This is a genomic window from Bradyrhizobium sp. UFLA05-108, from assembly GCF_059803455.1.
Map to the genome: position 1 here is coordinate 1 of NZ_JBANAZ010000136.1, position 8669 is coordinate 8669.

General features: G+C 64.5%; 8 protein-coding genes. 7 read left to right on the forward strand and 1 reads right to left on the reverse strand.

Going from position 1 to position 8669, the window contains the following annotated elements; all coding sequences use genetic code 11:
- The 6 genes from SO140_RS44915 to SO140_RS44940 all read left to right on the forward strand — a co-directional run.
- A partial coding sequence (locus SO140_RS44915; RefSeq protein WP_498544121.1) for an ABC transporter substrate-binding protein occupies window positions 1-1023 on the forward strand: 1023 nt, incomplete at its 5' end.
- 28 nt (window positions 1024-1051) lie between these two features.
- Window positions 1052-2011: an ABC transporter permease gene (locus SO140_RS44920; RefSeq protein ID WP_449379332.1), complete on the forward strand. Its 960-nt coding sequence runs from the start codon at window positions 1052-1054 to the stop codon at window positions 2009-2011.
- The gene (locus tag SO140_RS44925; RefSeq protein WP_474799423.1) at window positions 1977-2906 is read left to right on the forward strand and encodes an ABC transporter permease; all 930 of its coding nucleotides are present in this window, start codon (window positions 1977-1979) and stop codon (window positions 2904-2906) included. The genes SO140_RS44920 and SO140_RS44925 overlap by 35 nt, the downstream gene beginning before the upstream one ends.
- Window positions 2906-3901 carry an ABC transporter ATP-binding protein gene (locus SO140_RS44930; RefSeq protein ID WP_449379330.1) on the forward strand — a complete coding sequence of 332 codons (996 nt, stop codon included), beginning with the start codon at window positions 2906-2908 and terminating at the stop codon, window positions 3899-3901. The genes SO140_RS44925 and SO140_RS44930 overlap by 1 nt, the downstream gene beginning before the upstream one ends.
- The gene (locus SO140_RS44935) at window positions 3898-4866 is read left to right on the forward strand and encodes an ABC transporter ATP-binding protein (protein ID WP_449379329.1); all 969 of its coding nucleotides are present in this window, start codon (window positions 3898-3900) and stop codon (window positions 4864-4866) included. The genes SO140_RS44930 and SO140_RS44935 overlap by 4 nt, the downstream gene beginning before the upstream one ends.
- A gap of 72 nt (window positions 4867-4938) precedes the next feature.
- Window positions 4939-6198 carry an MFS transporter gene (locus tag SO140_RS44940; RefSeq protein ID WP_449379328.1) on the forward strand — a complete coding sequence of 420 codons (1260 nt, stop codon included), beginning with the start codon at window positions 4939-4941 and terminating at the stop codon, window positions 6196-6198.
- A 7-nt stretch (window positions 6199-6205) separates the two neighbouring features.
- Here SO140_RS44940 and SO140_RS44945 read toward each other — a convergent pair whose 3' ends face one another.
- Complete coding sequence (locus tag SO140_RS44945; protein WP_474799420.1) at window positions 6206-7288, reverse strand: helix-turn-helix domain-containing protein; 1083 nt, start codon at window positions 7286-7288, stop codon at window positions 6206-6208.
- A 272-nt stretch (window positions 7289-7560) separates the two neighbouring features.
- Here SO140_RS44945 and SO140_RS44950 point away from each other — a divergent pair, with 272 nt between their 5' ends.
- Window positions 7561-8622: a hypothetical protein gene (locus SO140_RS44950; protein WP_498544122.1), complete on the forward strand. Its 1062-nt coding sequence runs from the start codon at window positions 7561-7563 to the stop codon at window positions 8620-8622.
- The last annotated feature ends 47 nt before the right edge of the window (window positions 8623-8669 follow it).

Below are 8669 nucleotides of genomic sequence, written 5' to 3' on the forward strand. Positions count from 1 at the left end.
CCGAATCGTCCCTATTTCGACACGCTCGAAATGAAGGGCGGCGGCGATGCGGTCTCGGCGGCCCGCGCGGTGATCCAGACTGGCGAGTATGATTTTGGCTACAACATCCAGGTCGAAGACGACGTGCTGCTGCGCCTAGAGAAGGGCGGCAAGGGCAAAGCGGTCTACGCGGTCGGCGGCGACACCGAGTTCATCGTGCTGAACTCCACCGATCCCAACATCGAGGTGGACGGTGAGCGCTCCTCGATGAAGACCAAGCATCCGCTGTTCTCCGATCCCGCGGTGCGCAAGGCGCTGACGATGCTGGTCGACCGCGAGGCAGTCAAGAAGGCGATCTACGGCCGCGCGGGACGGACCACGGCCAACTTCCTCAACGGTCCCGAAAAGTTCGTCTCCAAAAACAACACCTGGGAATTCAATATCGAGAAAGCGGCGAAGGTCCTTGATGACGCTGGCTGGAAGCCCGGTGCCGACGGCATTCGCGAGAAGGACGGCAAGAAGCTGAAGCTCCTCTACCAGACCTCGATCAACGGCCCGCGCCAGAAAACCCAGGCCATCGTCAAGCAGGCGTGCCAGAAGGCCGGCATCGACGTCGAGCTCAAGTCGGTCGTGGCCTCCGTGTTCTTCTCCTCGGATGTCGGCAATCCCGACACCTATCCGAAGTTCTACGCCGACATGGAGATGTTCCAGATCCCCATGAGCCAGCCGGATCCCGCGCAGCACATGCGCCGCTATACGTCTGACAACGTCGCGACCAAGGAGAACAAGTGGCAGGGACCGAATTTCTCGCGCTGGGCCAACAAGGACTACGACGCGATCATCGCGGCCGCGGAAGCCGAGATGGATCCGATCAAGCGCGCGGAGCTCTACATCAAGGCCAATGATCTCCTGATCAAGGAGGTCGTCTTCATCCCGGTGCAGCACCGCCTCAAGGTGGAAGCAGCCGCCAATAACCTGGTGTGTATCGTCAGCGGCTGGGCCAACGAGACCGACAATCTGTTCGACTGGTACCGGGAGGCATGATCACGGGACGTAGACGGGGTCTTTCCCTATGAGTCAGTATGTCCTGCGTCGCATCCTGATCGCCATTCCGAGCTTACTCGGCATTTCGCTGGTTTTGTTCGTCGTGCTGGCGCTCGCTCCGGGCGATCCGTTCTCGGAGCTGGCGACCAATCCGAATGTGCCGGCCGAGGTCGCTGCCGCGCTGCGGGCGAAGTTCGGCCTCGACGATCCGATCTATCTTCGCTACCTGCACTGGATCGCGGCGATGGCGCACGGCGACTGGGGCTTCTCCTTCGTCAGCCGGATGAACGTCGACCAGCTCATCCTCCAGCGCCTGCCGGCGACGCTCTACGTGGTCGGCTCGGCGCAGATCCTGGCGCTCCTGATCGCCATACCCGTCGGCGTCTTTGCTGCGACCAAGCCCTATTCGCTGTTCGACCAGATCGCCAACACGCTCGCCTTCGTCGGCTTCTCGCTGCCGACGTTCTTCACCGGCATCCTGTTCATCCTGATCTTCTCAGTGACGCTGGACTGGCTGCCCTTGGTCTATACCACCGACGTCAAGGGGACCGGCATCCACTGGGTCCTCGAGATGATCCGGCAGGCGATCATGCCGGTGGCGGTGCTCGGCCTGTTCCAGGCGGCGTCCATGACGCGCTTCGTGCGCTCGGCGATGTTGGATGTGATCCGGCTCGATTACGTCACCACCGCCCGCGCCAAGGGGCTCGGACAAGCCAAGGTGATCGTCAAGCACGTGATGCGCAACGCGATGATCCCGGTCGTCACGCTCATTGCGTTGCAGATGCCGGCCGTGTTCGGCGGCGCCATCGTTACCGAGCAGATCTTCCGCATCCCCGGTATCGGCTCGCTGCTGATCTCCTCCATTCTCGCCAACGACACGCCGGTGGTGATGGCCGTCACCTTCGTGTTCGCGTGCCTCGTTGTGCTCTTCAATCTCATTGCGGACGTCCTGTATGGCTGGCTTGACCCTCGCATCTCCCTCCGCTGAGAAGGCAACCAAGCGGGCGATCTATTCGCCTTGGCGCGAGACATGGCGGCGTTTTCGCCGTCATCGGCTCGCCGTGCTCAGCGCATTCCTGCTGCTGCTCCTGATCCTGGCGGTGCTGGTCGGCCCCTTCCTCTGGCGCGTCAAGATCAACGACATCGACATCGTGGCTGGGCTCCAGGGACCCTCGCTCGCTCATCCCTTCGGCACCGACGATCTCGGCCAGGATCTGCTGGCGCGCATGATCTATGGCGGCCGCATCTCGCTTGCGGTGGGGCTTGCCGCGATGCTGGTCTCGGTGTTCGTCGGCACGCTGATCGGCGCGCTCGCCGGCATGTCGCGCGGTGCGCTCGGCCATGGCTTGATGTGGCTCACCGATCTCTTCCTGTCGCTGCCGCCATTGCCGCTCTTGCTCCTGCTCATCTATCTCTTCCGCGACGGGCTGAAGGCGATGTTCGGTCCCGAAGGCGGCATCTTCATCCTGATCGTGCTCGTTATCGGCGGCCTGCGCTGGATGCCAGTCGCTCGCCTGGTGCGCGCGCAGTTCCTGTCGATCCGCGAGAAGGAATTTGTCGAGGCGGCACGCGCGCTCGGGGCGAGCCCGGTGCGCCAGGTAATGCGCCACATCCTGCCCAATGCCGTGGGGCCGGTAATCATTGCTGGCACCATCGACGTCGCGGCCGCGATCATCGCGGAATCGACGCTGTCCTTTCTCGGACTCGGTTTTCCGCCGGATACGCCGACCTGGGGACGGCTGCTCTATGATGCCAAGGATTTTCTCGACATCGGCCCGCACTGGGCGCTGTTTCCGGGCAGCGCGATCTTCATCGCCGTGGTGGCCATCAACTTCATCGGCGACGGCCTGCGCGACGCGCTCGATGCGCGACGGGTGATCTGATGGCGCCGCTGCTCGAAATCAAAGGTCTCAAGACCCACTTTTCGACGGACGACGGCATTTTGCAGGCCGTCGACGGCGTGGACATCTCCATCAACAGGGGCGAGACGCTCTGCGTCGTCGGCGAATCCGGCTGCGGCAAGACCGTGACCGCGATGTCGATCCTGAAGCTGATCGCGATGCCGCCCGGCCGCATCGCGGCCGGCCAGATCATCTTCGAGGGCCGCGATCTCGTGCCGCTGACGAGCAACCAGCTGGATGACATCAGGGCCAAGGAGATCGGGTTCATCTTCCAGGAGCCGATGACCTCGCTTAACCCCGTGCTGACCGTCGGCGAGCAGATCGCCGAGAGCCTGCGCCGCCACGAGGCGGTGACCAAGAAGCAGGCGCTAGAGCGCACCATCGAGATGCTGAAGTTGGTGCAGATCCCGAATGCCGAAGGCCGCGTTCATCACTATCCGCACCAGTTCTCCGGCGGCATGCGCCAGCGCGTGATGATCGCGATGGCGCTCGCCTGCAAGCCCAAGCTCGTCATCGCTGACGAGCCGACCACCGCGCTCGACGTCACCATCCAGGCACAAATCCTAGATCTCCTTCAGGACATGAAGGAGCGCTTCGGCATGGCGGTGATGCTGATCACCCATGCCATGGGCGTGGTCGCCGAGACCGCGCAGCGCGTGGTCGTGATGTATGCCGGCAAGGTGGTCGAGGAGGCGCTCGTCGACGATCTCTTCGGCGATCCCCGCCATCCCTATACGCAGGGCCTGATCCGCTCGATCCCGCGCATCGATCTCGACAGCGCGCACAAGACGCGCCTCGAGGCGATCGGCGGTTCGGTGCCAATCCTGATCAATCCGCCGGTCGGCTGTCGTTTTGCCCCACGTTGCCGTCATGCCATGAGCATCTGCACGGAGAAGGAGCCGCGCTTGCGCGAGATCGCGCCCGGCCATCGCATGGCCTGTCATCTGGGAGATACGAATCTGGGAGGCGCGGCATGAGCGAACCCTTGCTCCGCGTCAGCGGCCTGAAGAAACATTTCCCGGTGCTCGGCGGATTGTTGTCGCGCCAGGTCGGCAGCGTCTATGCGGTCGACGGCGTGTCGTTCTCGCTCAATCGCGGCGAGACGCTCGGCCTGGTCGGTGAATCCGGCTGCGGCAAGTCGACGACGGGGCGTTGCGTGCTGCGCCTGATCGAGCCGACCGACGGCGAGGTCGTATTCGAAGGCCAGGACGTGCGCAAGCTCGGCGGCAACGATCTGCGCACGATGCGGCGGAACATGCAGCTGGTGTTCCAGGACCCGTTCGCTTCGCTCAATCCGCGCATGACGGTCGGCGCCATCCTCGGCGAAGCCTTCATCATCCACAACCTCGCGCCATCGGCCAAGGAGCGCGAGGATCGCGTCGCGAGCCTGCTCGTGAAGGTCGGCCTTAAGGCCGAGCATATGCGGCGCTATCCGCACGAATTCTCCGGCGGCCAGCGCCAGCGCATCGTGATCGCGCGTGCGCTCGCGGTCGAGCCAAAACTGATCGTCTGCGACGAGCCGGTCTCCGCGCTCGACGTCTCGATCCAGGCGCAGGTGATCAACCTCTTGGAGGATCTCCAGGCCGAGCTGAACCTCACCTATCTCTTCGTCGCGCACGACCTCTCGGTGGTCGAGCACATCTCTGATCGCGTCGCGGTGATGTATCTCGGGCGCATCGTCGAGATCGCGAAGGCGAGCGACCTCTACCGCAATCCGCAGCATCCCTATACGAAGGCGCTGCTCTCCGCGGTGCCGGTACCGGACCCCAAGCTCAAGCGCAACCGCATCCGGTTGAAGGGCGACGTGCCGAGCCCGATGAATCCGCCAAAGGGATGTCACTTCCACACCCGCTGCCCGATTGCCCAGCCGCGTTGCTCGGAGAGCGCGCCGGAGCTGAAGGAAGGTGCGGGCGGGCACGCCGTGGCGTGTCATCTGGTCTGAGCTGTAGGGTGGCGGCGTAACGGGGTACGATCCCAAGGAATCGTCCCGAGGATCGTTCGGCGAGCGGGGGCCATGAGCCAAATACAGGATGTCAGTCTCGCTGGAGCCGAAGCACCGTCGGCCTCCCGTGCCGGGGATGTCGATACCATGGCACGCCGGGCTCTGTGGGGGTCGGCGCTGGGCTACGCCATGGATGGGTTCGACCTTCTCATCCTCGGCTTCATGCTGAGCGCGATCTCGAACGACCTCCATCTCACGCAACCCCAGGCGGCCTCGCTGGTGACGGGGACACTGGTCGGCGCGGTGCTCGGGGGCTTCGTCTTCGGCATGCTGTCGGACCGGCTTGGCCGGGTCCGCGTGCTGACCTGGAGCATCGTCCTGTTCGCGGTCTTCACCGGCCTCTGCGCACTCGCACAGGGCTATTGGGATCTCCTGACCTATCGGGCCATCGCCGGCATTGGTCTCGGCGGCGAGTTCGGCATCGGCATGGCGCTGGTGGCCGAGGCCTGGCCCGCGGAGAAACGCGCACGGGCCACATCCTATGTCGGTCTCGGCTGGCAGTTCGGTGTGCTCGTAGCGGCGCTGGTGACGCCGATCCTGCTGCCTCTCATCGGCTGGCGCGGGATGTTCGCACTCGGCGTGTTTCCGGCGCTGGTCGCCTATTTGATCCGGCGCAGGCTGCACGAGCCGGATGTCTTCACGGCGCACAAGGCGAAGCCGGCGGATGCAAGTTCTTCGCTCCGCGCGCTCATCGCCGACAGAGAGACGACCAAAATCAGCCTCGGGATGATCATCCTCTGCTCGGTGCAGAATTTCGGCTACTACGGCATCATGATCTGGCTGCCGAACTATCTCTCGACACGGTTCGGCTATGGGCTGACGCAATCGGCGGTCTGGACATCAGTCACCATTGCGGGCATGGCGCTCGGCATCTTCCTGTTCGGCAACGCCGCCGATCGCTTCGGCCGCCGTCCTGCGTTCCTGACCTACATGCTGGGCGCGGCCATCATGGTGGTGGTCTATTCGCAGCTGACGGCCGCGACGGCGCTGTTGATCGGCGGCGCCGTGATGGGCTTCTTCGTCAACGGCATGCTTGGCGGTTACGGCGCGCTGATGAGCGAGCTCTATCCGACCGCGGCGCGGGCCACCGCGCAGAACGTGTTCTTCAATATCGGTCGCGCGGTCGCCGGCTTTGGTCCGCTGGTGGTCGGCATCGTCAGCGCAGCCTATGGCTTTCCGACCGCGATCGCCGGACTCGCGCTGCTCTACTTGCTCGATATCGCGGCGCTGCTCGCGCTGATCCCCGAGCGCCGCGGCGTGGAGCTCGCTTGATGTGCGCTCACCGTCCGCCGAACGCTGCTGGGGCGCCGTGTCGGGCGGCTGTAATGCTGCGGCGGCGGGTCAGTTGATGCAGCACCGTGTCGATCGCCGGGACCGCTCCGGTCTCGCGAAGCCAGGTATCTGACAGCTCCCTCAGCTCGCCCGGCGTCAGGCCGAACTTGCGGCGGAACGCCCGGATGAAGGTCGAGTCGCTGCTGAACCGCAAGTCGACGGCGAGGTCGATCAGGCGCCGGTCCTGCGCGGCCGGAGAGATCAGGATCTTCAAAGCGAGATTCAGCCGCTGCTCTCTCACATAGTGGACAAGCCCGCCGTCGGCCTCGAACAACCGATACAGGCTCGCACGCGAGATCTGGAAGTGGCGGCAGAGCTCACCCGCCGTGAGCTCGTCGGTTTCGAGGTTGTCTGCGATGCGCCGCTTGATCATCGCAAGGTAAAGGTGTCGCTCGGCGCGGTCGACGCCGGCCGCAATGTCGGCTGCGCCGCCCGCAGCCGCGGCCATGATGTCGGCGATTGCCTCGATCGTGGCCTCGGCGCTGCCGCCTTCAGGGTCGGGCGGCAGTGCAAGCGCCGCAAAATGGTTGGCGAGCAGGCGCGCATGCGGGTGATTTGACGACAGCAAGGTAGCCGTCGCGGAATCCGGATGTGCGAGCCGCGGCGCCAGCATGGCACGTTGCAGGATGATCGCGATCAGGCGTGTGCGGTCGCCGCCGCCGCGAAACACCGTCCGGTTCGGCTGCGCCATGTCGAGCAGGCAGATGTCGCCCGGCCCCAACGTCACCTCGCGCGAGCCCGAGCTGAACTGCATCTCGCCTTCGACACAGAGCGTGACCTGGAAGTGGTCCATCGCGCCGCGGGCGACGTGCGCGGGAGTCCGGTCGTATTCCAGATCGGTGGAACGCGTGTCGACCAGCAATGCATTGCGGGTCATCATCGTGAGGCTGGTGACATGGAAATCGTCATCCGCGGTGAGCGGAATGACGTCGCAGATGTCGGTTGTCATCGCGCGCAATTGTGCGAGCGCATATGCCCCGCGCCCAGGAGTGTCCGCCAGCATGTTCACGTTCAAGGTTGCTCCGTCCATTCCCGATCACACCCGCGGCACGGACGAAGAGCGCACCGATATCGACGCGCTGACTTAGGCATTCGGACAATGGCGGGCAACCGTGCGGCAACGCTTGCGTCCAAACTGTGGTGCAATTGCATCAGTCGTTTCTCGAATCTGTGACTGAGACTCTGGGCACATCGGCACCGCAGGCGCGCGATTATGGTCCGCTTTTGCGTGGCAATGCCGAGTGCAGGCCGCAAAACCGGCGCCTATGCCCGGTGCGGAGTGAGGTTGGAATGCGGGTGGGAATGACGTCGAGTGGCCTGATGCGCGTGCGGGCTTTCTCGATCGCAGCCATTGGGTTTGCAATTGCCAATGTGACAGTTGCAAGCGTCGCGCAGGCCCAATGTGCCGGCAATACCTGCACCGTCACGATTGCAAGCGACCCCGGTACGTCTTCGAGTGGTGCGACGGGTGCAGCCGGAACGCTGAGCTACGCGCTCGCCTACGCCAATGCCCAGTCGGCGGCGGTCACGATCAACATTCAGACCAATGTGACGCTGTCCGGCCCACTGTCCCCGATCTTCAATTCGCTCTCGATCAACGGCAATGGTTACACCATCGATGGCGGCGGCACCCAGCGGATCTTTTTTGTCGGCGTGGACACTGCGACAAAGACCAGCGCGGCAGTGGCCGGCTCCATCGTGGCCCAGACGCAGAACGTCAGTATCAGTAATCTTACCTTGGCTAACGGCCTTGCCCAGGGCGGTGCAGGCGGCTCCGGCGGGGGCGGAGGACTGGGGGCGGGCGGCGCATTGTTCGTCAACCAGTCGGCGAACGTCACCCTGACCGGCGTCTCGTTCAACAACAACAGCGCAACAGGCGGTGCCGGTGCCGCCGGAACGAGCGGTGGCGGCGGCGGCCTCGGCGGTGCTGGAGGCGGGACAAATCCGAGCGGTCTCAATGGCGGCGGTGGTGGTGGATTGTTCGGCGCCGGTGGCGGCGGGGCAGGTAACGGCAGCGCGGGAGGCGGTGGCGTTTTCGGCACCGGCGGCCTCGGATACCCGGACGGCGGCGGCGGTGGTGGTTATACGGGCGCCGGCGGTAACCACAACCTCAATGGGCAGGACGGCCAACTCGGGATCAGCGGTCTTACGGGCAAGTCCGGCGGAGACGGCACCGGGACAACCGGGGGTGCCCGAGGCGGCGGCGGCGGGGGGAACCGCGACACGCCAGGAGGCGCAGGCGGCGGCGGCGGCTTCGGCGGCCAGTCGGGCAGCACTCCGAGCAGTGCCGGTGGCTTCGGCGGCGGTGGCGGCGGACCGTCTGGGTATGGAGTTGGTGGCGTCCTGTCTCTTATACACATCTAAACGTCGGCAAGGAGTGGGTATGTATTGCTGACGCTGTAGGGCTTATG